This window comes from Bauldia sp. (assembly GCF_020442045.1).
Classification (GTDB): Bacteria; Pseudomonadota; Alphaproteobacteria; order Rhizobiales; family Kaistiaceae; genus Bauldia.
The window spans coordinates 16,233-38,326 of sequence record NZ_JAGRLA010000152.1; the positions used below are offsets into that span (position 1 = coordinate 16,233).

Annotated in this window: 27 protein-coding genes; 9 read left to right on the forward strand and 18 right to left on the reverse strand. The window is 67.2% G+C overall.

From position 1 onward, the window contains the following. Nucleotides 1–20: 20 nt before the first annotated feature. The 3 genes from KDJ86_RS16835 to KDJ86_RS16845 form a co-directional block, all read right to left on the reverse strand. Nucleotides 21–704, reverse strand: coding sequence for a tetratricopeptide repeat protein (locus KDJ86_RS16835; protein WP_291748442.1), 684 nt, complete (start codon nucleotides 702–704; stop codon nucleotides 21–23). 99 nt (nucleotides 705–803) lie between these two features. Continuing rightward, complete coding sequence (gene panB / locus KDJ86_RS16840; RefSeq protein WP_291748445.1) at nucleotides 804–1,622, reverse strand: 3-methyl-2-oxobutanoate hydroxymethyltransferase; 819 nt, start codon at nucleotides 1,620–1,622, stop codon at nucleotides 804–806. 28 nt (nucleotides 1,623–1,650) lie between these two features. Further along, the gene (locus KDJ86_RS16845; protein ID WP_291748448.1) at nucleotides 1,651–2,220 is read right to left on the reverse strand and encodes an NnrU family protein; all 570 of its coding nucleotides are present in this window, start codon (nucleotides 2,218–2,220) and stop codon (nucleotides 1,651–1,653) included. Nucleotides 2,221–2,364: 144 nt separating this feature from the next. Between KDJ86_RS16845 and KDJ86_RS16850 the strand changes: the two genes are divergently transcribed. Together KDJ86_RS16850 and KDJ86_RS16855 are read left to right on the forward strand one after the other, a co-directional pair. Then, entirely contained in the window at nucleotides 2,365–2,787 is a 423-nt protein-coding gene (locus KDJ86_RS16850) for a L,D-transpeptidase (protein WP_291748450.1), read from the forward strand. 25 nt (nucleotides 2,788–2,812) lie between these two features. Next, a complete protein-coding gene (locus tag KDJ86_RS16855) occupies nucleotides 2,813–3,346 on the forward strand; it encodes a L,D-transpeptidase (RefSeq protein ID WP_291748452.1) in 534 nt (177 codons plus the stop codon). Nucleotides 3,347–3,420: 74 nt separating this feature from the next. Here KDJ86_RS16855 and KDJ86_RS16860 read toward each other — a convergent pair whose 3' ends face one another. The 4 genes from KDJ86_RS16860 to KDJ86_RS16875 all read right to left on the reverse strand — a co-directional run bounded on the left by KDJ86_RS16860 (nucleotide 3,421) and on the right by KDJ86_RS16875 (nucleotide 7,113). Then, nucleotides 3,421–4,155 (reverse strand): SDR family oxidoreductase, encoded by a 735-nt coding sequence (locus KDJ86_RS16860; RefSeq protein ID WP_291748454.1) that lies wholly within the window; start codon nucleotides 4,153–4,155, stop codon nucleotides 3,421–3,423. Nucleotides 4,156–4,244: 89 nt separating this feature from the next. Then, nucleotides 4,245–4,598 carry an ArsC family reductase gene (locus tag KDJ86_RS16865; protein WP_291748456.1) on the reverse strand — a complete coding sequence of 118 codons (354 nt, stop codon included), beginning with the start codon at nucleotides 4,596–4,598 and terminating at the stop codon, nucleotides 4,245–4,247. A 42-nt stretch (nucleotides 4,599–4,640) separates the two neighbouring features. Continuing rightward, a complete protein-coding gene (gene guaA / locus KDJ86_RS16870) occupies nucleotides 4,641–6,188 on the reverse strand; it encodes a glutamine-hydrolyzing GMP synthase (RefSeq protein WP_291748459.1) in 1,548 nt (515 codons plus the stop codon). A gap of 151 nt (nucleotides 6,189–6,339) precedes the next feature. After that, nucleotides 6,340–7,113, reverse strand: coding sequence for an SDR family NAD(P)-dependent oxidoreductase (locus KDJ86_RS16875; protein WP_291748461.1), 774 nt, complete (start codon nucleotides 7,111–7,113; stop codon nucleotides 6,340–6,342). A gap of 144 nt (nucleotides 7,114–7,257) precedes the next feature. Between KDJ86_RS16875 and KDJ86_RS16880 the strand changes: the two genes are divergently transcribed. Further along, complete coding sequence (locus tag KDJ86_RS16880) at nucleotides 7,258–7,869, forward strand: LysE family translocator (RefSeq protein ID WP_291748464.1); 612 nt, start codon at nucleotides 7,258–7,260, stop codon at nucleotides 7,867–7,869. 248 nt (nucleotides 7,870–8,117) lie between these two features. Further along, nucleotides 8,118–8,963, forward strand: a complete 846-nt coding sequence (locus tag KDJ86_RS16885) for an AraC family transcriptional regulator (protein WP_291748466.1) — start codon at nucleotides 8,118–8,120, stop codon at nucleotides 8,961–8,963. On the opposite strand, the gene KDJ86_RS16890 is transcribed toward KDJ86_RS16885, so the two are convergent. The 9 genes from KDJ86_RS16890 to KDJ86_RS16930 all read right to left on the reverse strand — a co-directional run bounded on the left by KDJ86_RS16890 (nucleotide 8,960) and on the right by KDJ86_RS16930 (nucleotide 15,792). Beyond that, complete coding sequence (locus tag KDJ86_RS16890) at nucleotides 8,960–9,097, reverse strand: hypothetical protein (RefSeq protein ID WP_291748468.1); 138 nt, start codon at nucleotides 9,095–9,097, stop codon at nucleotides 8,960–8,962. The two genes, KDJ86_RS16885 and KDJ86_RS16890, sit on opposite strands and share 4 nt — an antisense overlap. 77 nt (nucleotides 9,098–9,174) lie before the next feature. Further along, nucleotides 9,175–9,996, reverse strand: coding sequence for a DUF6544 family protein (locus KDJ86_RS16895; protein ID WP_291748470.1), 822 nt, complete (start codon nucleotides 9,994–9,996; stop codon nucleotides 9,175–9,177). 16 nt (nucleotides 9,997–10,012) lie between these two features. Beyond that, nucleotides 10,013–10,669 (reverse strand): 5'-methylthioadenosine/S-adenosylhomocysteine nucleosidase, encoded by a 657-nt coding sequence (locus tag KDJ86_RS16900; RefSeq protein ID WP_291748473.1) that lies wholly within the window; start codon nucleotides 10,667–10,669, stop codon nucleotides 10,013–10,015. 15 nt (nucleotides 10,670–10,684) lie between these two features. Continuing rightward, nucleotides 10,685–11,050 carry a hypothetical protein gene (locus tag KDJ86_RS16905; protein ID WP_291748476.1) on the reverse strand — a complete coding sequence of 122 codons (366 nt, stop codon included), beginning with the start codon at nucleotides 11,048–11,050 and terminating at the stop codon, nucleotides 10,685–10,687. Between the two features lie 93 nt (nucleotides 11,051–11,143). After that, complete coding sequence (locus KDJ86_RS16910; RefSeq protein ID WP_291748479.1) at nucleotides 11,144–11,506, reverse strand: hypothetical protein; 363 nt, start codon at nucleotides 11,504–11,506, stop codon at nucleotides 11,144–11,146. After that, the gene (locus KDJ86_RS16915) at nucleotides 11,506–12,807 is read right to left on the reverse strand and encodes an RsmB/NOP family class I SAM-dependent RNA methyltransferase (protein WP_291748481.1); all 1,302 of its coding nucleotides are present in this window, start codon (nucleotides 12,805–12,807) and stop codon (nucleotides 11,506–11,508) included. Before KDJ86_RS16915 ends, KDJ86_RS16910 begins: the two co-directional genes overlap by 1 nt. Nucleotides 12,808–12,829: 22 nt before the next feature. Next, nucleotides 12,830–13,252, reverse strand: a complete 423-nt coding sequence (locus KDJ86_RS16920) for an MAPEG family protein (RefSeq protein ID WP_291748483.1) — start codon at nucleotides 13,250–13,252, stop codon at nucleotides 12,830–12,832. Between the two features lie 63 nt (nucleotides 13,253–13,315). Beyond that, nucleotides 13,316–14,806 (reverse strand): IMP dehydrogenase, encoded by a 1,491-nt coding sequence (guaB, locus tag KDJ86_RS16925; RefSeq protein WP_291748486.1) that lies wholly within the window; start codon nucleotides 14,804–14,806, stop codon nucleotides 13,316–13,318. A gap of 215 nt (nucleotides 14,807–15,021) precedes the next feature. After that, a complete protein-coding gene (locus tag KDJ86_RS16930) occupies nucleotides 15,022–15,792 on the reverse strand; it encodes an EF-hand domain-containing protein (RefSeq protein ID WP_291748487.1) in 771 nt (256 codons plus the stop codon). 202 nt (nucleotides 15,793–15,994) lie between these two features. Here KDJ86_RS16930 and KDJ86_RS16935 point away from each other — a divergent pair, with 202 nt between their 5' ends. The 5 genes from KDJ86_RS16935 to KDJ86_RS16955 all read left to right on the forward strand — a co-directional run bounded on the left by KDJ86_RS16935 (nucleotide 15,995) and on the right by KDJ86_RS16955 (nucleotide 20,756). Then, entirely contained in the window at nucleotides 15,995–16,720 is a 726-nt protein-coding gene (locus tag KDJ86_RS16935; RefSeq protein ID WP_291748488.1) for a response regulator, read from the forward strand. Continuing rightward, on the forward strand, nucleotides 16,717–18,129 hold the full coding sequence (locus KDJ86_RS16940) for an ATP-binding protein (protein WP_291748489.1): 1,413 nt from the start codon (nucleotides 16,717–16,719) through the stop codon (nucleotides 18,127–18,129). Before KDJ86_RS16935 ends, KDJ86_RS16940 begins: the two co-directional genes overlap by 4 nt. Before the next feature lie 50 nt (nucleotides 18,130–18,179). Then, complete coding sequence (locus KDJ86_RS16945) at nucleotides 18,180–18,992, forward strand: phosphodiester glycosidase family protein (protein ID WP_291748491.1); 813 nt, start codon at nucleotides 18,180–18,182, stop codon at nucleotides 18,990–18,992. A gap of 57 nt (nucleotides 18,993–19,049) precedes the next feature. Beyond that, complete coding sequence (locus tag KDJ86_RS16950) at nucleotides 19,050–19,262, forward strand: tautomerase family protein (protein ID WP_291748493.1); 213 nt, start codon at nucleotides 19,050–19,052, stop codon at nucleotides 19,260–19,262. A 75-nt stretch (nucleotides 19,263–19,337) separates the two neighbouring features. Then, nucleotides 19,338–20,756, forward strand: coding sequence for an MFS transporter (locus KDJ86_RS16955; protein ID WP_291748496.1), 1,419 nt, complete (start codon nucleotides 19,338–19,340; stop codon nucleotides 20,754–20,756). Between the two features lie 2 nt (nucleotides 20,757–20,758). On the opposite strand, the gene KDJ86_RS16960 is transcribed toward KDJ86_RS16955, so the two are convergent. Together KDJ86_RS16960 and KDJ86_RS16965 are read right to left on the reverse strand one after the other, a co-directional pair. After that, complete coding sequence (locus KDJ86_RS16960) at nucleotides 20,759–21,466, reverse strand: RlmE family RNA methyltransferase (protein ID WP_291748501.1); 708 nt, start codon at nucleotides 21,464–21,466, stop codon at nucleotides 20,759–20,761. Next, nucleotides 21,459–22,094: Ppx/GppA phosphatase family protein (locus tag KDJ86_RS16965; RefSeq protein WP_367116838.1), on the reverse strand; the 636-nt coding region annotated here is incomplete at its 5' end. The genes KDJ86_RS16965 and KDJ86_RS16960, both read right to left, overlap by 8 nt.

Here is a 22,094-nt window from a genome sequence, read left to right on the forward strand (position 1 = left end):
AGAGCCCCGCGACCCGGCTGTCAGCCCTCGCCCGGCTCTTCCGCGGCGGGCTTTCCCTCGCGCGAGTCGATCAGCGAGATCATCAGCTGCGCACGGGTGCGCGAGCCTTGCGAGCTTTCCTGATCGTCGAGGATCTCCTGGAAATAGCCGCGCGCCGCGGAAAGATCGTCGCCCCGCAACGCGGCAAAGCCGAGGATTTCACGGGCGTTGTGCCGCCAGGGGTTGCCGGTGTCGGCAAGGTCGCCGATCCGCGCCGTCAGCTCCTCGACGCTGGCGCTGTCGGAGAGCAGCATCGCCGCCCGCAGCCGCGCCAGCTCCCCGACCAGTGGCGGAATGTCCCTGCGCTGGGCGACCGCGTCATAGCCGGTTACCGCGCCGTCGATGTCGCCGGTGGCCGCTTTCTCGCTGGCGATGCGGAAGGCGGCGAGCGCCGGATAGGCGCCGCTGGCGTCGTTCATGATCTCGGTCAGCGAAGCGATGGCTTCGTCGTGCTTGCCGTCGTCGGCAAGCGTCAGCGCGGCCACGAAGCGGTCGCCGCTCGCCGCCGCCTCGCTTTCCTTCCAGTATTGCCAGCCCTTGTAGCCGGCGGTGACCGCGACGATCAGGACCGCCAGGCCGAGCACATAGGGGCCGAAGCGGTCCCAAAGGTGCTTGAACCGCTCATTGCGGATATCCTCATCGACTTCGCGAAAGATATCGGACATCAATCCTCACAGTCGGCCGTCCGGCCCCCGCGCCATGCGCGCCGCACCTATATAGCCGCCGCACCGCTGTTGCAAACGCCGGATAAGCGGCCGGGCAGCCTATTTCTTCGGTTTATACACGTTGTCGTCGGTCGGGAATGTCCGCGTCTTCACCGCATCGGAATAGGCCTGGACCGATCCCTGGATGTGTTCGGCGAGGCTCCCGAACTTCTTGACGAATTTCGGCACCCAGTCGTTCAGGCCCAGCATGTCCTCGAGCACCAGTATCTGCCCGTCGCAGGCCGCCGAGGCGCCAATGCCGATGGTCGGGACCGGGATCGACTCGGTGATCCGGCGGGCAAGCGGCTCCACCACCGCCTCGACCACCACCGCGAAGGCGCCCGCCTCGGAGATCGCCCGGGCGTCGTCAAGGATGGATTCGGCGCCCGCCGGATCCCGTCCCTGCACCTTGAATCCGCCGATCGTGTTGACCGCCTGCGGGGTCAGGCCGACATGCCCCATCGCCGGGATGCCCCGATCCACAAGGAAGCGGACGGTCTCGGCCATGTGGCTGCCGCCTTCCATCTTCACCGCCCCGCAGCCGGTCTCCTTCATGACCCGCACCGCCGACTGGAAGGCCCTGGCCGGGCTTTCCTCGTAGCTGCCGAACGGCAGGTCGACCACGACCAGCGCCTGTTTGGCCCCGCGCATCACCGCCTTGCCCTGCAGGATCATCATGTCGAGCGTCACCGGGATGGTGGTCTCCAGCCCATGCATCACCATGCCGAGCGAGTCGCCGACCAGGATGAAGTCGACGAAGGGGTCGAGGATCCGGGCCGTGTGGGCGTGGTAGGAGGTCAGCGCGACAATCGGATCGCCGCCCTTGCGGGCACGAATATCGTTGGCGGTGCGCCGCCGTATGTCAGTCTGTGCAGACATCTTTCGTTTATTTCATTCCTTGGGAAGCTCAGGCGATCGGGCTGACGCCGAAGAGCCAGAGGTGCGCCCGCCACACCAGAAGCCCGTAGATCACGGCGCCGGCGACCACGGCGATGATATCGAATCGCCACGAAGGCGGCGCCTTGGCGGTTGCCGGCCGCCGGCCTTGCGACACGAGGTCGAGCACCGCCCAGATCAGGAAGGCGCCGAACAGCAGGGTGGTCCCGACCTCGCCGTTCACAAAAAGGTGAGCGACGGCCCAGAGCATCGTTCCGATCAGCAGCGGATGCCGCACGGCGCGGCTGATATGGCTCGGCGGCAGCGCGCTGGCCACCGCCAGGATCAGCGCGACCAGGACCAGGAGTTCCGTCACGTGGCGAAGCCAGAAGGGCGGGGCGTAAAGAAAGGCGGAATCTGAAGCAGTCCTGCCAAATCCCCAGATTATAAGGACAAATCCGATCAGCGAGACGACCGCATAGGCACCCTTATACGGTCCCTCGCCGAGCTTGCCGAGGGCGGCGTCGCGTCCGGCGGGCGCCAGCATCCGGAATGAATGCGCGCCCAGGAACAGGATCAGTCCGACGACGAGAATGAGCATCGTTGCGCTCTTGCTACACCTGCCGATGATCTAGCACGGTGTGAGCCGGGTTACATGTTGTTTATGAAAGGCTTGCTATCATGCCGGGCACTGAGGGTTGAGTCCGGACGTTAGTTCCGGCTGTCAAACAGAGGGCTGGTTGAGATGAAATTGCTTGGCATTGTAGTGGCGCTCTTTGCGCTTTTCGTGGCTTTCCCCGCCGCCGCGGCGAAGGTCGAAGCTCGGATCGACATTTCGTCCCAGCGGATGTACGTCAAGGTCAACGGCGTCAACAAATACACTTGGCCGGTCTCGACCGGCCGCAGCGGCTACGGCACGCCGACGGGCACCTACCGCCCGCAGCGTCTGGAGCGCACTTGGTATTCGACCAAGTACGACAACGCGCCGATGCCCTATTCGGTCTTCTTCCGTGGCGGCTACGCCATCCACGGCACGACCGCGATCCGCAATCTCGGCCGGCCGGCTTCCCATGGCTGCGTGCGGCTCCACCCGTCGAATGCGGCGAAGCTCTATTCGCTGATCCAGAAATACGGAATGGGCAACGCGCGCGTCATCGTCACCCGCTAGATCGTCGCGGTTGGAGACTGTTCGGATGGACACCACGGCTCTTGCCCGCAAGGTTCTGCGTGGCTGGCAGAGCGCGGCTCTGGTCTTCGGAATCGGCGTCCTTGGCGCCGGTTCCGCCTCGGCGGAGCTTCTCGACGGGGTGAAGGTGGCGAGCCTCGAACAGGCTCAGCCAATCCCGGTCGAGGAAGAGCAGCAACCTCTGCAAGTCGTCGCCCGCGTCGATCTTTCCGATCAGACGATGACCGTCTATGTCGGCGAGAAGCTGTCCTACGTCTTCCCGGTCTCGAGCGGCCGGCGCGGCTACGGAACGCCGACCGGCCGGTGGAATGCCGAATGGCTGTCGCCCAATCACCGGTCGCGCAAGTATGACAACGCGCCGATGCCCTGGTCGGTGTTCTTCTACCGCGGCTACGCGGTGCACGGCACCACCGCCGTGCGGAACCTCGGCCGCCCGGCTTCGCACGGCTGTATCCGCCTTGCTCCCGAGAATGCCAAGATCTTCTTCAAGCTGGTCCAGGCGAACGGCAAGGAAAACACGCTGGTCTCGATCGTCCGCTGACCCGCGCTTTCCCGCAACAAGGCTCTGACGGCCGCCCTCCCCCGGGGCGGCCGTTTTCTTGCCGGCTACCTTATTCAGATCGTCCAGCCGCCGTCGATCACATGGACCTGGCCCGTGGTGTTTGTCGCGCCGGCGACGTAGACCACCAGCTCCGCCACGTCCTCGGCGCTCGCCAGCTGTCCGAGCGGCTGCCGGCCGAGAAACGCGGCCCGCGCCGCCTCGTAGTCGCCGGCCGCCCGGAACCTCTCACCGAGCGACGGCGTGTCGACCGCGCCCGGGCAGATCGCGTTGCAGCGGATGCCCTGCGCGGCGAAGTCGCGGGCGATCGACTTGGTCAGCCCGACCACGGCCGCCTTGGTGACGCCATAGGCACAGCGGTTCGGCGCGCCGGTGATGCTGCCGATCACCGACGCCATGTTGACGATCGAGCCATGCCCCCGTGCGATCATCCCCGGAAGCACGGCGCGGATGGTGCGCACCATCGACTTCACGTTGAGGTCGAAGGCATGGTCCAGGTCGCCGTCGGTCAGGTCGAGGATGGTGCCGACGGGAACCAGCCCGGCGCAATTGAAGAGGATGTCGACCGCGCCGATATCGGCGACCGTCGCGTCGATCGCCGCCGCGTCCAGCACGTCCAGCCGGCGGGTTGCGATGCCCGGCTCGGCGTCGAGTCCGGCAAGCGCTTCCGCGTTGATGTCGGTCGCGTGGACCGTGGCCCCGGCGCGGGCAAAGGCGCGCGCGGACGCCTCGCCGATGCCTTGCCCCGCCGCCGTCACCAGCACCACCTTGCCTTCGAGACGCGTCGCCATTTCCCCCCATCCCGCATCGATTCCGATCCCGCCGGGCAGTGTAGCGTGGTCCGGAGGATCGCGCATTCGGCGCGCGCCCGGCCCGTCCGTCAGGCGAAGGCCGACTCGTAGAGCTCGGGCTTGAACCCGACGAGGATCGCGCCGCCCGTGTCGAGCACCGGCCGCTTGATCATGCTCGGCCGGGCCAGCATCAGGGCGATCGCCTTCGTCTCGGTGAGATCCGCCTTGTCGGCATCGGGCAGCTTGCGGAAGGTCATGCCGGCGCGGTTGAGCAGCGTCTCCCAGCCGGCTTGCCCGGCCCAGGCCTCGAGTTGCCGCCGCTCGATGCCGCTCGTCTTGTAGTCGTGGAAGGCATAGTCGACGTCATGGGCGTCGAGCCAGGCCCGCGCCTTCTTCATCGTGTCGCAGTTCTTGATCCCGTAGATCGTGGCGCGTTCCGCCATTGCCCGCTCGCTCCCTCCCGCGCCGCCGATGACCGGCGGCCGTCATTCCCACTCGATGGTGCCGGGCGGCTTCGACGTCACGTCGTAGACCACCCGGTTGACGCCCTTCACCTCGTTGATGATCCGGGTCGCGGCGCGGCCGAGGAAGGCCATGTCGAAGGGGTAGAAGTCCGCCGTCATGCCGTCGGTCGAGGTCACCGCCCGGAGCGCCAGCACCCGGTCATAGGTGCGGCTGTCGCCCATCACCCCGACGGTCTGCACCGGCAGCAGCACCGCGAAGGCCTGCCAGATCGCATCATAGAGCCCGGCCTTGCGGATCTCGTCGAGGTAGATCGCATCGGCGCGCCTGAGGATCGCGAGCTTCTCCTCGGTCACCTCGCCCGGACAGCGGATGGCGAGCCCCGGCCCCGGAAAGGGGTGGCGGCCGACGAAGGCCTCGGGCAGGCCGAGCTCGCGGCCGAGCTCGCGGACCTCGTCCTTGAACAGCTCGCGCAGCGGCTCGAGCAGCTTCAGCTTCATCCGCTCCGGCAGGCCGCCGACATTGTGGTGCGACTTGATCGTCACCGACGGTCCGCCGAGCGCCGAGACGCTTTCGATCACGTCGGGATAGAGCGTGCCCTGCGCGAGGAAATCGACCTTGCCGACCTTCGCCGCCTCCGCGTCGAAGACCTCGATGAACAGCCCGCCGATGATCTTGCGCTTGGCCTCGGGATCGCTCACCCCGGCCAGCGCCTCGAGGAAGCGGTCGGCCTCCTCCGCGTGGACCAGCGGGATGTTGTAATGGTCGCGGAAGAGGTCGACCACCTGCTCCGCCTCGCCCTGCCGCAAGAGCCCGTGGTCGACGAAGACGCAGGTCAGCTGCTCGCCGATCGCCTCGTGGATCAGCACCGCCGCGACGGCGGAATCGACGCCGCCCGACAGCCCGCAGATCACCCGCCCGTCGCCGGCCTCGGCGCGGATGCGGGCGATCGCCTGGTCGCGGAAGGCGGCCATCGTCCAGTCGCCGGCGCAGCCGGCAATGTCGCGGGCGAAGCGGCGGAGCAGTTTCGCACCGTCCGGCGTATGCACCACCTCCGGGTGGAACTGGATGGCGTAGAATTTCCGCGCCTCGTCGGCGATCATCGCGAAGGGCGCATTCTCCGAGGTGCCGACCACCGCGAAGCCCGGCGGCACCGCGGTCACCCGGTCGCCATGGCTCATCCACACCTGGTGGTTCTCGCCGACCGCCCAGATCCCCTCGAACAGCCCGGCCGGCCTGGTCACCTCGACGAAGGCGCGGCCGAATTCGCGGTTATGCTCGGCCTCGACCCCGCCGCCGAGCTGAAGGGCCATCGCCTGCTCGCCGTAACAGATGCCGAGGATCGGCAGCCCCGCCTCGTAGACCGCCATCGCCGGCAGCGGCGACTCCGCGTCGAGCACCGAGGCCGGGCCGCCGGAGAGAATCAGCCCCTTCGGGTTCAGCCGGGCGATCGCCTCTTCCGCCTTGTTGAACGGCGCGATCTCGGAATAGACCCCCGCCTCGCGCACCCGCCGCGCGATGAGCTGGGTCACCTGGCTGCCGAAATCGAGAATGAGGATGGTGTCGGTCATGCGATCGCCCGTGGCTCGCGTGGGTGATCCGCACCCGCATAGGCAATCGGGCGCGAGTCTGCAACGGCCATCGTGCCGCGCCGCCGATTATCGAGTCTTTTCCGCCGTTTCCCGCCGGCGGCCGGGAAACCGATTCAAGCCGGCGCGCGGCCTAGCGCGCCGTCCAGCCGCCGTCGATCATGATGGTGTCGCCGGTGATCAGCGAGGCCGCCGGCGAGGCGAGGAAGACCACCGCCCCGGCCACCTCGACCGGCTCGCCGATCCGGTGCAGCGCGGCGATCCGCTCGATGACGTCGGCGCGGAATTCCTCGTCGGCGAGCATGTCGTCGGTGCCGGGCGTGGCGATGAAGGTCGGCGCCACCGCGTTGACCGTGATGCCGTATTTCCCCCATTCCACCGCGAAGCACTTGGTGAGGTGCGAGACGCCGGCCTTGGTCATGCAGTAGACCGACTCGCCGGGCAGCGCGACGTGGCCGGCCTGCGACGAGATGTTGATGATCCGGCCGAAGCCCTGGCGGATCATGAAGCGGGCGGCGAACTGGCTGGTGAAGTAGAGCCCCCGGAGGTTGACCGCGACGGTATGGTCGAAATCCGCGACCGGCACGTCCTCGGCATGCTTTTCCGGGCAGCCGCCGCCGGCATTGTTGACCAGGATATCGAGGCTGCCGAGCTTCGCCACGGTCCCGTCGATCCCCGCCTGCGCCTGGTCGAGGTCGGTGACGTCCATGGCCAGCGGCAGCGCCTTGCGGCCCATCGCCTCGATCTCGGCGACGAGGTCGTCGGCGGAGCCGGCGGTCCTCAGGCCCAGCGCCACGTCGGCGCCGGCATTGGCGAGCGCCAGGGAAATCGCCCGGCCGAGACCGCGCGCGGCACCGGTGACGAGGGCGACACGCCCGCTCAGGTCGAAGCTCGGAAACTCGGTCATGACGTCATTCCCCTCGCTGATCCGCGTATTTCGGGCAACCTTTCTTGCCGATCGGAGCGGCACGGGCAAGCAATGAGTTCGCTTTCATGATGGCCCTCGCCGTCTCGCCGGACTACCATTTCGCCAGAGGAGACACCTTTCGAAATGAGCATCGAATTCCTCGTCACGTCGCTGATCGTCGTCGTCGCTCCAGGCATCGGCGTGCTCTACACGATGGCCGTCGGTCTCTCCCGCGGCGCGCGGGCGAGCGTCGTCGCCGCCTTCGGCTGCACGCTCGGCATCCTCCCTCATATCGTCGCCGCGGTGACTGGCCTCGCCGCCGTCCTCCACGCCAGCGCCCTCGCCTTCCAGACGCTGAAATATCTCGGCGTCGCCTATCTCCTCTACATGGCCTGGATGACGCTGAAGGAGCGCGGCGCCCTCAGGGTCGAAGCGGCCGAGGACCGTCGCTCGTCGCTCAGGATCATCGTCGACGCGGTGCTTGCCAACGTCCTCAACCCGAAGCTCTCGATCTTCTTCCTCGCCTTCCTGCCCCAGTTCGTCGCCGCCGGCGAGGCGCGGCCGCTGGCCCGCATGCTGGAGCTGTCCGGCGTCTTCATGCTGCTGACTTTCGTGGTCTTCATCGGCTACGGCGTCTTCGCCGCATGGATCCGGCGCCACGTCATTTCCCGGCCGAACGTGCTCGTCTGGATGCGCCGCGCCTTCGCCGGCGCCTTCGTCGCGCTCGGCGCCCGGCTCGCGCTGGCGGAGCGCTAGCGGCGACACTTTGCGCCCCCGACCCGAACGTGTCCTCGATCCGGGGCCGCCTGCGATGCTCGGGCATCCCTGAACCGGCAGGCACCGGCTCGGCGGGTGCCCAGACCCTCTCGGCGGCGTCCCCGAAAACGCCTCGCGCCGGAATGATGGAGCGATCAGTTCGCGGGAGAAAAAACGCACGATCGATCAAGCGGGGTTGCGACGGGGCTGCATAATCGTCGGCGTGAAGGCAATCAGGGGAGTATCCGGTGCACTTCGTGGGCAGGGTCTTGTGGTTCATCGAGAGCCACTTCCGGAGGGAGATCGACCTTGACGGGATTGCACGCGCCTGCGGCGTATCGCGGTTCCATATGTGCCGAGGTTTCACCTCGGCGACCGGATATTCGGTCATGGATTATGTGCGCGGCCGGCGGCTGACCGAAGCGGCCCGCCAACTCGCAGCGGGCGCGCCCTCGATCCTCGATGTGGCACTCACGGCGGGATACAACTCCCATGAGGCCTTTACCCGCGCGTTTCGCGACCGGTTCGGGACAACCCCTGAGGCGGCGCGAGACGGAACGGCGGTGGATCAGACCTTGCTTGTGGAGCCGATCAGAATGGATAGAGCAGCAGAAATGGCATTTCATATCGCCGCACCCCGTCGTGAGAAGGGAGAGGCGATGACAGTCGTCGGCCTGAGTCGGCGGTACAAATACAACGATGTGGGCGCCATCCCCTCCCAATGGACCGAATTCCAGGCCTTTGGGGGCACGCTCGGGGAGCGGCCCGGCATCTGGTTCGGCCTGTGCGATGAGTTCGAGGAGGCCGAGGGGACGTTCCGCTACACCTGCGGCGTCCGGGTGGACGATCCGCGCGACGTGCCGGAGGCACTCACGGTGACCAGTCTGCCCGCGCAGAATTATCTTGCCTTCTCGCACAAGGAGCATGTTTCGCGGTTGCGCGAGACGATGAACGCGATCTGGGGGCAATACCTGCCCGATAGCGGGTTCGAACCAGTAGGCGACCGGCCGATGTTCGAACTCTATGATCAGAAGTTCGACCCGCTTACGGGCCTTGGCGGACTTGAAGTCTGGATACCCGTCAAAACCAGCTAGCCATGCTCGGCGGCGTGCCGCAGCTCGCCGCGCGACCGGATCGGGATCTTGGTCGCCGATTTGAGGAACAGGCTCGCCATGAGGCCGGCAATCATCAGGTCCGGCCAGCCGGCGCTGTCGCGGCGGTTGCCCATGCCATCGTTGCTTTCCTGACGTGGCATCCGCCTTCGACCCGGTGCCATCAAGGTCGCTTGATTGCCCTTGCAGGAATCTATTCGGTCCCGACAACCGAATAGCCGATGACCTCTCCGCGGAAGTAGGTATATGGCCCGGCATCGGTGATCCATGACACGCTGGCGCGCGTCGGGATACGGATGCCGTCGAAGTCCCGATAGTCGCCGAAGGTGCCGCGCCAGGGCTGACGTACCGGCTTGCCGCCCTCCTCGTGTGGCCGGTCGTCGGCCTCGATCGCGACGATGTCGCCGCCGGTGTCGAAGATCAGCCGCACCCTGGCGGTCCGTCCGTCGGGCGTGTCCGACGCGACTTCGACCGTCTTCCCGTCGATCCTTCGCCAGCGCAGCGCCGGGTTGCCCAGGATCGCATGGGGCGCCCAGGCAATTTCCGCGAGGTAGCGGAACAACTCTCCGTAGGTCGCCTCGGGCCCCACCGCCGTCGCCATCGGCAGCGAGCCGAAGAGGCGCACCTTCAGCCGTCCCTCGCCGCCGACATAGGCGTCGATCACGCGGACGCCGACGAGCGGTGCCATCGTCGCGCTGGCGTCCCACACGAAAGCCGGCGCGCCGATCCCGATCGCCTGGCGGGCCGGCACCTTCGTCCAGGCGGCATCGGGCTTGAGCTTCATTTCGGCAGCCTGGGTCAGCCGCGCTTCCAGGGGCGTGTCCGGGTGTCCGGCCGTGTTCCGCTCGGCGAAGGCGCGGACCAGCGGCGGCAGGCTGTCGCGGTCGACGGCGACCGGATCGGCGGCCCCGACGCCTGCGAAAGCCGCTTCGATCTCCTTGTCGAATGCCTGGCGCGCGATCAGGTGCGCCGCCAATGCAGCGATGACGGCGACGGCAATGATGACGAGAACCATCCGTCCGCCTCTCATGTCACCGGCTTGGCCGGAAGCGCCCTTCCTTGATATGGCCGGCAAGGTCGTCGATGACCAGCGCCAGCTTCTCGTCGAGGATATGCAGGAATTCCGTCCAGTCGTGGAGCCCGGTCAGGTCGCTCCGTCCGTCCGAGATCGCACGCAGGCCGATCATCGGTACGCCGAAGGCCCGCGCGGCGCGGAAGACGCCGTAGGTCTCCATGTCGACCATGTCGGCGTCGATCGCGTCATAGGCGGCGCCGGAGACGATATTGCCGCCGGTCGAGATCGAGGCGGCCGGGATATCGGGAATCCGGTCGCGGATCGCGATCACCGCCGGCTCGTCGGCGAAAGGCGTCACGCCCTTGTCGAAGCCGAGCGGCGAAGCGTCCATGTCGCGATAGGCGACACTGGAGACCTGGTAGATACCGGCGTGGTCGAGCTTCGCCGATCCCGCGGTTCCGAGCGAACAGACGAGATTGGGTAGCGCCGCCGCATGGTCGAGTTCGCCGAGCGCGGCGGCCGCGCCAACCGCGGCCTCGACCGGTCCGACGCCGGTGATGACCGGCGTGATCCTCTGCTTGAGGTGCGACCCGTATTCCATCTCCGTCGCCATGACGTAGAGCACGGTCACGTCGCCATAGGAGGAGACGGTCGGTGGCGAGGCGTTTCGCATGGTATTTGCCCGGCGTTATTTGCAGGTCAGGTAGGTGACGACATAGCCCTCGTTCATCCCGACCTCGACCAGGTGCAGGATCTTGCCGTCGATGTCGACCTCGATGCCGAAGATGACATCCTCGATCCACCGCTCGTCCTGCTCGACGCAGGAATTGCTCAACCTCCAGACCTGTCCCTCGCCGCCGATCCGGTTGATGTTGATGATGTCGCAGACGAGGCCGCCGCTGACGATCTTGTCGTCACCGATGACCGTCGTGTTTTCGGCATCGGGAATGTCCGGGTTGCACTCGAAATACCAGGTCCCGTCTATCGGGGTCGCCGCCAGCGTCGGTCCGACGCCCGCAACGAGAATGACGCATGCGGCGGCAAGGGATTTCACGGATGAAGCTCCTGGAGGGCGAGCGAAGGAATATCCCTGCAGCCTATGCTACCGGAGATCGTGTGGCGAGCACTTGCGAGCGGCAACCGGCCGCTAGTCGCAGCGCCGCCGCGCGACGACATACCCGTCGTCGAGATCGACCTCGATCAGTTGGACCGGCTCGCCGTCATCGCCGCGCTCCATGGCGAGCAGGATGTTCCGGTCCCAGGTCTCGCCCTCGCCGGCGCAGCTTGCGGCCAAGGTCCAGGCCTGGTCGGCCGCGCCGATCGGCGTCACCGTCCCGATGTCGCATTCGCTCTCGTAGTAGATGATCCTGCGGTCCTTGATGACGGTCGGGACGATATCGCCGTTGTTGGCCTGGCAGTCATAGGCCCAGGCACCGTCGAACGGGTCGGCCGCGAAAGCCGGCGCGGCCGTCATCACCAGCAATGCAATGGACGAAACCAGTTTCCGCATCATCCGATCCTTTCCAGCACGCTGACGAAGAAGCCATCCGTATCGGTCTTCCCTGGCGTCAGCACGACACCATGCTCGGTCACCCTGGAGGCCGCCAGCAGGCGTGCGCCGACCTCCGGTCCGAGGTTGCGCTCGACCGCCGTTGCGGGCGCGACCGGCGACACGCCCGCCCCCCCGGCGAGGAGCGCGGCGATCCGGCCGTCGTTCTCCTCGGCGAGCAGCGAGCAGGTCACATAGACCAGCCGGCCGCCCGGCTTGAGGTAGCGTACCGCCGAGGACAGCAGCGCCGCTTGTTCCCGGATCCGGTCGTCGAGGTTGCGCTGGCTCAGCCGCCACTTGGCATCGGGTCGCCGCCGCCAGGTGCCGACCCCGGTGCAGGGCGCGTCGATCAGGACCGCGTCCATGCGGCCATCGAGGTCGTCGAGTGGGACACCGGCGGGACGGGCCTGAACATTGCGCGTCCCGGCCCGTTTCAGCCTGTCAAAAATAGGTGCCAGCCGCGCCCGGTCGCTGTCCGTTGCCTGTATCTGGCCTCGATTCTCCATGGCCGCGGCGAGCGCCAGGGTCTTGCCGCCGGCCCCCGCGCAGAGGTCGAGCACCTGTTCTCCGGGCCTCGCTCCGACCATCAGCGCGGCGATCTGGCTCCCCTCGTCCTGGATCTCGAAAAGGCCCCGCTGGAAGCCCGGTTCGACCTGGACATTCGGATGCCGGCCGTCGCCTTCCGTGGCCGCGATACGCAAGCCATCGGGGCTGAGAGCGGTCTCGGTCGCGTGGAATTTCGCCAGCGCTTTCAGGACCTTGTCGCGGCCGGCCTTGAGGCGGTTGACCCGCATATCGAGGGGCGGGCGGAGCGCCAGCGCCTCGCCTTCGGCGACCCAATCCTCGCCCAGGCTCCGCGCGAAATGCGGCGCCAGCCATTCCGGGATATCCCCGCGAACGTGGTCGGGCGCGTCGGCGAGATCGGCGCCGTCGATCCGCTGCCGTTCGGCTTCGCTCAGCGGTGGCGGCGCATGCGGCACGCCATCGATCATTGCCGCAAGTCCGGCTCCACCAAATCCCCAGCGTTTTCCTATAGTTGCCAGGATGATCGCACGCGGCGTCTCATCGCCCATCGCCCAGGCGCTCGACGCCCGCCAGCGCAGCGCGTCATAGACGATGTTGCCGATGGCGGCGCGGTCCTTCGAGCCGGCGAAACGGTGGGAAATTCCCCAGTCCTTGAGCGCCGCCGCCACCGGACGATGGCGGGTCTCCATCTCCGCCACGACCTCGATCGCGGCCGCCAGGCGCGCTGCCGGCGTCATCTCAACCCGCCCGCGGGCCGTCTCAGAGGTCGGTCGCCAGGTCCGCGAAGAAGACCAGCCACATGGCGACAAGCGCCAGGAAACCGCCGGTGAAGACGGCGAAACGGCGTGGAATATTGTTGGTCGTCACGAAGATCAGCGCGTGAAACAGGCGCGATGCGACAAAGACCCATGAGAGGACCAGCAGTCCCGTCGACATCCGGCCGGACATGAAAGCAAGCACGGTGACGACGTAAAAGAGCACCGGCAGCTCGAACTGGCTGCGGAAAGCGTTCGCGACGTTGTTGGCGCCGGCCGGCCAGACATCGGCGCCCAGCGCATAGTCGCGCAGATTGACGCTGCCCGCCCTGACCAGCCGCAGACGGAGCTGACCAAGCCGGAAAAGCAGCACGAATGTCAGCGCCACCTGCAGGAAAAGCGGGGCAAAGGCGGTGGTCGGGCTCACAGCGACTCATACTCCTTGAACCCTCCCGAATTGCGGATGAAAAGCAGCAAAAAAGAGACGGGATCAGGCCCGGCCCGGATAATTCGGGCTCTCGCGGGTGATCGTCACGTCGTGCACATGGCTCTCCCGCAGCGCCGCGCCGGAAATCCTGACGAAGCGAGCTTTGGCGCGCAATTCCTCGAGGTTCGCGGCGCCGACATAACCCATCGCCGCGCGCAAGCCGCCGGCCAGCTGGTGCAGGACGCCGGCAACCGGCCCCTTGTAGGGGACCTGGCCCTCGATCCCCTCGGGAACCAGCTTCAGCGTGTCGCGGACTTCCGCCTGGAAATAGCGGTCGGCGGAACCGCGCGCCATGGCGCCGATCGAGCCCATGCCGCGATAGGATTTGTAGGAGCGGCCCTGGTGCAGGTAGACCTCGCCCGGGCTCTCGTCGGTGCCGGCAAGCAGCGAGCCGATCATCGCCGAGGAAGCCCCGGCCGCCAGCGCCTTGGCAAGGTCGCCGGAGAACTTGATGCCGCCGTCGGCGATCACCGGTATATCCGCTTTCGCCGCCTCCTCCGCGGCATCCATCACCGCGGTCAGCTGCGGCACGCCGACACCGGCGACAATCCGGGTCGTGCAGATCGAACCCGGCCCGATACCGATCTTCACCGCGTCGGCCCCGGCGTCGATCAGGGCCTTCACGCCCTCGGCGGTCGCGACATTGCCGGCGATGACCTGGACCCGGTTGGACAGTCCCTTCACCCGTTGCACGGACGCCAGCACGCCGGCGGAATGGCCATGGGCGGTATCGATGACGATGAGGTCGCATTCGGCGTCGATCAGGCGCTCCGCCCGCTCGATTCCGCCGTCGCCGACCGTCGACGCCGCCGCTGCGCGCAGCCGCCCCTGTTCATCCTTGGTGGCGTTGGGGTTAAGCTGGCTCTTCTCGATATCCTTCACCGTGATCAGGCCAACGCAGCGGTAGTCCGCATCGACGACCAGCAGCTTCTCGATCCTGTGCTGGTGAAGCAGGCGCTTGGCTTCTTCCTGCTCGACGGACTCGGAGACCGTCACGAGATCGTCGCGGGTCATCAGCTCAGCAACGCGCTGCGACGGGTCGGACGCGAAGCGGACGTCGCGATTGGTGAGGATACCGACCAGCCTGCCCGCTCCGGCGCCCCGCTCGACGACGGGAATGCCCGAAATCCCGTGGCGGTCCATCAGCGCCAGGGCATCGGCGAGCGACGCATCGGGATGGATGGTGACCGGATTGACCACCATGCCGGATTCGAACTTCTTGACCTGACGAACCTGTTCGGCCTGCTCCTCGGGCGAGAAATTGCGGTGGATAACACCGAGGCCGCCGGCCTGCGCCATGGCGATCGCCAGGTTGGCGTCCGTCACGGTATCCATTGCCGCGGAAATGATCGGCAGGTTCAGACCGATCGAACGGGTCAGTCGGGTGCCGATTTCCGCCTCGCCGGGCAGGACCTCCGAATAGCCCGGCGCCAGCAGGACATCGTCAAAAGCGAGGGCTTCTCGCCCGACCGAGGTATCCAAGAAAGCCGCCATCGCCAACTCCGGGAAATACGGGCACTGCCGGCCGGAAATCCGGCACGGGTACCCCGCTCCATTGAAGAGAATTGGCGCGGGTGACTAGCACGTCCCCCACGATTCGGCAAAGCCCGTAAGGCGGCCGGATGCGGGCAATTTGCCCCATCACGGAAAAATGGGAAGGGCGGGATCACGCCCGCCCTTCGATTTTCGCCGCCCCCCCCCCGCGGACATCAGCCGTTCTGCTCGGGACCGGGTCCGCCCTTCGGGCCGGGACCGTTTCCGGGACCGTTTCGAGGTCCGTCGCCCGGTCCGTTGCCGGGCCCCTGTCCCATGCCAGGTCCGTCGCCAGGACCGCCCGGCCCCATGCCCGGACCGCCGGGTCCGCCGCGGCGCCCCTGCAACTCGCTGGCGTCGAGGACGTTGTCGCCGTTGCGATCGAGGTTCTTCATCATCCGGTCGAAACGATCACTGTATTCCTCAAGCGTCACCGAAGCGTCGCCGTTCGGATCGAGCTGCTGGAAGTCGCGCACGATGCGCAGGTTCATGGTGTCCGCCCACAAGGCCTTGAATTCTTCCAGCGACAGGGCGCCATTGCCATCGGCGTCATACTTGCCGACGCGCTCCGCATTCACCGTCGCGATCTCCTCGGCGGTGATCGTCCCGTCTTTGTTGATGTCGAAGCGCTCGATGAGGAATTCGCTCATCCCGCCACGCGGGCCATCGCCGAAACCGGGGCCGCCGGGCCCACCGGGCCCGCCGGGGCCACCCGGTCCGCGACCGTCGCGGTCCCAATCGCCGCCGCCGTGATGGCCGGGGCCACCGCGACCATGCCAGCCGCCGCGATCGCCATCGCGATCGTGGTAGGCCATCTGGCGCTGCTGCATCTGGCGCTGCTGCTGGTTGCGCATGCCGTCGCCGGAATCGGCGAAACTCGGCGCCGCCGCGACACCGACGGCGGAGGCCATCAGGGCAGCGACAAGAATCTTGCTGGGGGTCTTCATCGTCTTTCTTCCTTCCTTGCATGTCCGGGGGTGTGGACAGCCCACAGATAGGTGCGATCGCCTGGATTGGTGTGGCTGGAATTCTTCCCTTTGTATCGAGGGTTGGCAGGATGGCGTGCTGATACAATGCGTTACATCTTTTCGGCCATGCGGGGTCCCGACGGCCTCGCAAATGCCGGCATGAAGCGCGATTAAGGAAGCCATGAGCACGTCGCCCCACATCCTGATCGTCGATGACTCGGCCGACATCCGCGAGCCACTGGCGCGGTATCTCGCCAAGTCGGGCATGCGTACCTCCACCGCCAATGGCGGCGTCGAGATGCGCCGGGCATTGAAGACCAACGCCATCGACCTCGTCGTGCTCGACATCATGATGCCCGGCGAGGATGGTCTCTCGCTTTGCCGCTGGCTGCGGGAGACGACCGACCTCCCGGTCATCCTGCTGACGGCGATGGCCGAGGATACCGACCGGGTGGTCGGCCTCGAGATCGGCGCCGACGACTATGTCACCAAGCCCTTCAACCCTCGCGAGCTGCTGGCGCGGGTCAAGGCGGTGCTGCGGCGATCCCGCGCCCTGCCGCGGCAGGACGAACCGCCGAGGAGTGCCGAGCTCCGCTTCGACCGCTGGACGCTCGACACGGCGAGGCGCGAGATCATCGCCGAAGACGGGGTCGCCGTACCGCTGAGCACGACCGAATTCCGCCTGCTCACCGTGTTCGTCCGCCGGCCGCACATCGTCCTGTCGCGCGAGCAGCTCCTCGACCTGACCAGTGGCCGGTCGCTCGAGCCCTTCGAACGGTCCATCGACAACCAGATCAGCCGGCTGCGCAAGAAGGTCGAGGCCGATCCGAAATCCCCGACTGTCATCAAGACCGTCTGGGGTGGCGGATACGTGCTCGCCTGCGACGTCGAGGAACGGCCGAAATGAAGTTCCTGCCCAAGACACTGGGCGGCCAGCTCGTCGTCCTGCTGATCGGTGCGCTGGTTGTCGCCCAGGCCGTCAGCTTCCTGATGTTCACCGGCGATCGCGCCGAAGCCGTGCGCGCGGCCAACCGCGCCGGGCTGCTCTTCACCATGGCTTCGGTGACGCGGGTCCTCGCCAAGTCACCGAAGGACGAGCGGGCGTCGCTCGCCGAGGCAGCGGCCTCGCCCCGGATTCGCTACTGGATTACCGATTCAAGCGCGATCGACGATGCCGATGGCGCGGCGCGCGTCTCGCCGCTCTCGGGGATTTCCTTCGACCGGCTCTTCCAGATGCCGCTGCGCGAGCCGCCGCGTCTCGCCATCATCAATGACGAGAGGCCGGGACCGCCTGTGCCGCCCAGGCCTCGATCGGCGGCCGACGAGCATCCCTGGAGAGGACATGGTCCCGGCCCTACCGACAATCGCTACGACGTCCTCGCCTCCGTTCCCTTCCCGGACGGCGGCTGGCTCAACGCCCAGACGCAGATTCGCGCCGAACCGGTGCCCTTTCCGTGGCCGACCGTCATCTCCGCGATCCTGATGGCGCTCGCCATCCTTCTGATCATCGGCTTCACCGTGCGGCGGGTGACCCGGCCGCTCGCGGCGCTGGCCAACAGCGCCGAGGCGTTCGGGCGCGGCGGGCCGTCGAAGCCGCTCCCCGAATCCGGGCCGAGCGAGGTCCGCCGCCTGACCTCCGCCTTCAACCAGATGCAGGAGCGACTCGAACGCTTCATCGCCGACCGGACACGGATGCTGGCCGCGATCGGCCACGACCTGCGCACGCCGATTACCTCGCTCAAGCTGCGCGCCGAGCTGCTCGACGATGAAGAGGCGCGCGAAAAGATGACCGCGACCCTCGACGACATGCAGCGGATGACCGAAGCGACGCTCGCCTTCGCCCGCGACGACGCGGCGGCCGAGGGGATCCGGTCGGTCGACCTCGAGGCGCTGATCGAAAGCATCGCCGACGATCAGACGACGCTCGGCAACAACGTGGCGTTCGAGGGCAACGGGCGCCTTCCCTATTCCTGCCGTCCGACGGCGATCAAGCGGGCGATCGGCAACGTCCTGGAGAACGCCGTCCGTTATGGCAAGCGCGCCCGCATCGCCCTCAGCGACACGCCGGCCGGCCCGATCATCACCATCGACGACGACGGACCGGGGATTCCAGCGGACCGGCTGGAAGAGGTCTTCAAGCCCTTCGTCCGGCTCGAGACCTCGCGGAGCCGAGAGACCGGCGGCGTCGGCCTCGGCCTGTCGATTGCGCGCTCGATCATCCTCGGCCATGGTGGCGAGATGGATCTGTCCAACCGTACCGGCGGTGGCCTCCGCGTCGAGATGCGCCTGCCGCGCGTTGCCACCCTTACGTCGTAGCCGGAACGATGGTCGGACCGCTAGCCCGACGCGTTCGCCGATTATGCTGCTTGCTGGTCGCGGCGGTCTTCTTCCCGTTTCTTCTCATCCCGGCCTGCGCCCAGACCCGGCAGCGGGACACCGGGCCGGAACCCGAGCTCGCGCCCCTGCTCGAGGCGGCCAGGGCCGCCACGGAGACGACGCTGCTTCCGGGTCTTGGCTACCGGGTTGTCACCCTCTCCGGCGCGGACGTCACCATCCACGTCTTCGCCTTTGACGCGGACGGTTTCGATCTCCGCACCGTGCAGCAGACCAGGCAGAGCGGCGACCACGTTGCCGATATCCTCGACCGGTTCGGGGGTGTCTTCGTCATCAATGGCGGCTTCTTCGAGAAGGACGCGGACGGCCGCCTGTCGCCGAGCGGGCTCCTGGTGATCGATGGCGTCGAAATCACGCCCGAGCATGGGCGCGCCGGATCCGGAATCCTCCATGCCGGCGCGAACGGGATCGCGATCGACTACCGCGCCGACGCGCCGGCCGCCGACCGGCTGGCGAGCGCCGTCCAGGTCGGCCCGGTGCTGGTCGACGCCGGCGGCAAGGTCGGCATCCGCAGCCAGGGGGTCCGCGATCGTCGCAGCGCCATCTGCCTCGGCGCCGGCAAGATCATCGCGGTGGTCGTGGATGGCAACGGCCTCAGCCTGTTGCGGCTGGCGGAATTCCTGGCAGCGGCCGAGGCGGCTGGTGGGGTCGGCTGCGATATCGCCCTCAACCTCGACGGCGGCCCCTCGACCCAGGCGATGTTCCGGGGCGGTGGGCGGGAGATCGCCATTTCCGGCGGTTCCACCGTTCAGAATGCCGTTGTGCTATCCATCCATCCTCAATAGCCGCCAGTGCCGCCCAACGCGGGCCGGACGCGGCAGAGAATGGGAAGGAAATCACACATGCCGATGGTCAGGATCGCCTATGTCGCCGAAACGCTCGGCGAGGATGCCCAGGCACGAAAGGCGGCAATCGCCAGCAAGGTCTCGCAGGCGCTGTCCGACGAGATGGGCGTCGCACAGGGTGACGTCTCGGTGGTCTTCGAGAATGTCGGGGCCAGGGACTGGTTCGTCGGCCGCGAAAGTGTCAAAGAGATGCAAAGCAAGTCCCTCTGACGTGCCTTTCCGCCTCTAACGGCACGGCGCGGGCGAACCGCCCGCCTCGCCCGTTTCCCGCCCGAACTCCGCGTCATGCCCGACCGCATCCTCCTGCCGCTGATCGTCGCCTGCGCGCTGTTCATGGAGAATCTCGACGCGACGGTGCTGTCGACCGCCCTGCCGGCGATCGCAAAGGACTTCGACGCCAATCCCATCCATCTCAAGCTGGCGCTCACCTCCTACCTGCTGGCAATCGCCATCTTCATCCCCGCCTCGGGCTGGCTCGCCGACCGCCATGGCGCGCGCCTCGTCTTCCGCCTGGCGATCCTCACCTTCGTCACCGGGTCGATCCTTTGCGGCCTATCGAGCTCGATCCCGGAGATCGTCGCCGCCCGTATCGTCCAGGGAATTGGCGGCTCGATGATGGTGCCGGTCGGGCGGCTGGTGATCCTGCGCAGCATCGACAAGCGCGACCTCGTCGGCTCGCTTGCCTGGCTCACGGTGCCGGCCCTTATCGGACCGGTGATGGGACCGCCGGTCGGCGGCTTCATCACCACCTATTTCGAATGGCGCTGGATCTTCTGGATCAACGTCCCGGTCGGCGTGCTCGGGCTGGTTCTCGCGACACTCTACATCCCCGACATCCGGGGCGCCGACCGGCCCCGCTTCGACGCCCGCGGCTTCGCCCTTGCCGGCCTCGGGCTGGCGCTGTTCATGAGCGGCTCGACAACGCTCGGCCTCGACCTCCTGCCCCTCGGTTATGTCTTCGCCATGCTGGCCGGGGGCGGGGCGTTGCTCCTCGCCTACATCGCGCATAGCCGAAGGGTCGCGGCACCGATCATCGACCTTTCGCTGTTCCGCATCCACACGTTCCGGACCAGCATGGTGGGCACGATGCTGTTCCGCATCGGTGTCGGCGCCACGCCATTCCTGCTGCCCCTCCTCCTCCAGCTCGGCTTCGGGATGACGCCTTTCCGGTCGGGGATGATCACCTTCGCCGCGGCGATCGGGGCGCTTGCCATGAAATTCGCCGCGCCGCCGATCCTGCGCCGCCACGGCTTCCGCTCGGTGCTGGTGGTCAACGCGGTCGTCGCCGGGCTGTTCGTCATGCTGCCGGCAGCCTTCGTGCCGACCACGCCGGTGTGGCTGATGACCGGCCTGCTGCTGGTCGGCGGCTTCTTCCGCTCGCTGCAATTCACCAGCGTCAACGCCCTCGCCTTCGCCGATATCCCGCCGGACCGGATGAGCCGGGCAACGACGATGACCAGCGTCGCCCAGCAGCTCGCGCTCAGCATCGGTATCTCGGTCGGCGCCATCATGGTCCAATTGACCAGCGCCGCGACCGGGGGAGAGATTGCCGCCTCGTCCTTCTGGCCGGCTTTCCTGGTGGTCGGCATGCTGACGACCGCCTCGACGGTACCCTTCATGCGGCTTGCGCATGACGCCGGCCACGAGATGTCCGGCCACCGGCGCTACGCCCCGGACGCCGTCACCACCATGCGCGAGCGCTGATCCTAGCCGGTGACCTCGTCCTCGCCGCGGAAGCCGCGGGCGACCAGGTAGAGCTCGACGGAGCCCTTTCGGCTTGCCGGCGGCTTGACATGGTGAACCTTGTCGAAGCTGCGCTTCAGCATCGTCAGGAGGTCGCGCTCGGCGCCGCCCTGGAAGACCTTGGTGACGAAATGTCCCCCTGGCTTCAGCACCGAGGTGGCGAAGTCGGCGGCCACCTCGCAGAGGTGCATCGTGCGCAGGTGGTCGGTCTGGCGGTGGCCGGTGGTCGGCGCCGCCATGTCGGACATCACCACGTCGGCCAGATGTCCGCCAAGCGCCTGCTGGATCGCTTCCGGCGCATCGTCGTCGAGGAAGTCCTTGCGGAGGATCACCACGCCCGGCAGCGGCTCCATCTCAAGATAGTCGATCGCCACGACATGGGGATCCCCGTCGGAGGTCCCGACCCGTTCGGCCGCGACCTGGCACCAGCCGCCGGGCGCGGCGCCGAGATCGACCACCCGGTCTCCGGGCCGGAACAGCCCGAACTTCTCGTCCAGCTCGATCAGCTTGAAGGCCGAACGGGCGCGATAGCCTTCGGCCCGGGCGCGCGCGACATAGGGATCGTTGAGTTGCCGCTCCAGCCAGCGGGCCGATGATGCCTTCCGGCGCCGGGCGGTCTTGACCCGTACCTTGAGTTGCCGGCGGCCGCTGCTCGGGCGCTTTTCATCCATGGCTGGTATGGCCGCCACGCCGCCGAGGGCGAGGTCGCCAGGCATCGTCCTCGCTCATCAGCTCGACCAGCAACCCTTCGCGCAAGCCGCGGTCGGCAACGCGCAACCGGTCGACCGGCCAGCGACGGCGGAAAGCCTCTAGGATCGCACAGCCGGCAAGAACCAGGTCGGCACGTTCGCGGCCGATACACGGATTGGCGACGCGGGTGTCATAATCCATGGCGGCGAATTCCGCGACCAGCTCGGCGACCCGCTGACCCGACAGCCAGGTCCCGTCCACCCGCCGCCGGTCATATCGGGGAAGACGGAGGTGGACCCCGGCAAGGGTCGTCACGGTGCCCGACGTGCCAAGCATATGGACGGCACCGGTGGCCACGGCACGGTCGAGTGTCTCGACCTGCGGGAAGGCGTGAAGCAATGCAGCCACTTCCTCGACCATCGCCTCGAACTGCGTCCGGGAGACATGCCGGCCGCCGTGGCGCTCGCTGAGATTGACGACGCCGACCGGCAGCGACATCCAGCTCCGCACCCGGTCCGACATGCGCCGGCGTTTGCCCGCGGTGGTCGCCAGATCGATCCAGACCAGCTCCGACGAGCCGCCGCCGATATCGAAGAGCACCACTCCGGA